1 pseudogene is annotated in these 1,477 nt (G+C 63.6%); it reads left to right on the top strand.

The annotated features are described in order from the left end of the window. Positions 1–930: 930 nt before the first annotated feature. A pseudogene (locus tag ACFWUY_RS41595) lies at positions 931–1,477 on the top strand (transposase); the annotation flags it as partial.

Here is a 1,477-nt window from a genome sequence, read left to right as displayed (position 1 = left end):
CCGGTACAACGCAACCGCGTCCGTCTTGAACTCGGCGGGGTAGTGCTTTATCCCCACGGGGACTCCGTTCTCCTGGACCATCAAGATCCAAGTCTTTCCGGTGTCCAACATCTGGGGTCAAGGCCCCAGCGCAGCGCAGGCGGTACAGACCTCCTCAACGCTCCACACCCGGCCGAAGGCCGCATCGTGGCGTAGGGCCAGATCCGCGGCGTCGGCGCAGTACACCTTGGTGTCCTCGTGGGCAGCGCAGCGCTCGACACGGCAGTGGCAGGCGGTATGGGGCCGTAACGTGGCAGCCTTGGCGTGAGCGGCGGCATGCTGGGCCGCAAACGTGCGCAGCGAGGCCAGTCCCTTCGAGCGCGGCGGCATCCGGCATGCAGCAGTGGAACATGTGACCGCAGCGGTGCGGTCACCGTAGCCGGTCAGGTGCACGGTCCAGAGCCTTCCCGGCACACGTGCCGCGTCAGGGACAGAACTCGTTTCGCTACAGGCGCTTGTCAACAGGTCGGTCCGTTCGGGTCGATCAATGAGATGTCCGTTCCGCTATGGGCCAAAGCCACCAGATGGACCCTGAGTAGGTGTTTACCTGGCACTCCGCTTCCGCATCCAGGAGTCAAAATTCGGCCATCATCCGCGACTCCATGGGAAGCACCGTTCCACGTAAGCGATCATGTGATCATGGTGAATGATCTATACAAGCGCTACATGAGCGCCGCCGACACGTATACGCTCCACTCCAAGGCCTGCCCAGCCTGCCGAACAGCCGTCACTTGCCGTTCCGCTATACGTTTGTTCACCACGTTCAGCGACCTGCAAGACGCGCACCTTACACAGTTGGCACAGCGAACCGTCACACAGCGTGTCACGGGCTCCTGAAGACTGAACCGTTCCGGGTTCGGTAGGGACTCGATCATTTGAGAGGATCGAGTCATGGCACGTCCTTCCCTTTACCCGCTTGAGCTGCGCCGTCGTGCGGTGCGGATGGTCGCCGAGGTGCGGCCCGACTACGACACCGAGTGGGCCGCGATGAAAGCGGTCGCGTCCAAGCTCGGGATCGGCACGACCGAGACGCTGCGCAAGTGGGTCCGGCAGGACCAGATCGACGCCGGCACCCGGCCGGGCACCACAAGCGAGGAGTCGACCGAGCTGAAGCGGCTGAAGAAGGAGAACGCCGAGCTGAAGCGGGCGAACGAGATCCTTAAGGCCGCGGCGTCTTTCTTCGCGGCCGAGCTCGACCGGCCACACACGCGCTCGTAGCTTTCATCGACGAGCACCGGAACCGCTTCGGCGGTGTCGAGCCGATCTGCCGCGTGCTGAACGCACACGACTGCAAGATCGCCCCTGCCACCTACTACGCCCACCACAAACGACGGGTCACGCCGTCCGCCAGGACCGTGCGGGACGCCGAGCTGAAGGAGCAGATCAGCCAGGTCTTCGAGACCAACTACCGGGTCTACGGTGCGAGGAAGATCTGGCG

Origin of the sequence: Streptomyces sp. NPDC058664 (assembly GCF_042716635.1) — a bacterium.
Classification (GTDB): Bacteria; Actinomycetota; Actinomycetes; order Streptomycetales; family Streptomycetaceae; genus Streptomyces.
The sequence above is the reverse complement of the archived record's forward strand: the minus strand, read 5'-3'. Positions and strand labels throughout refer to the sequence as shown.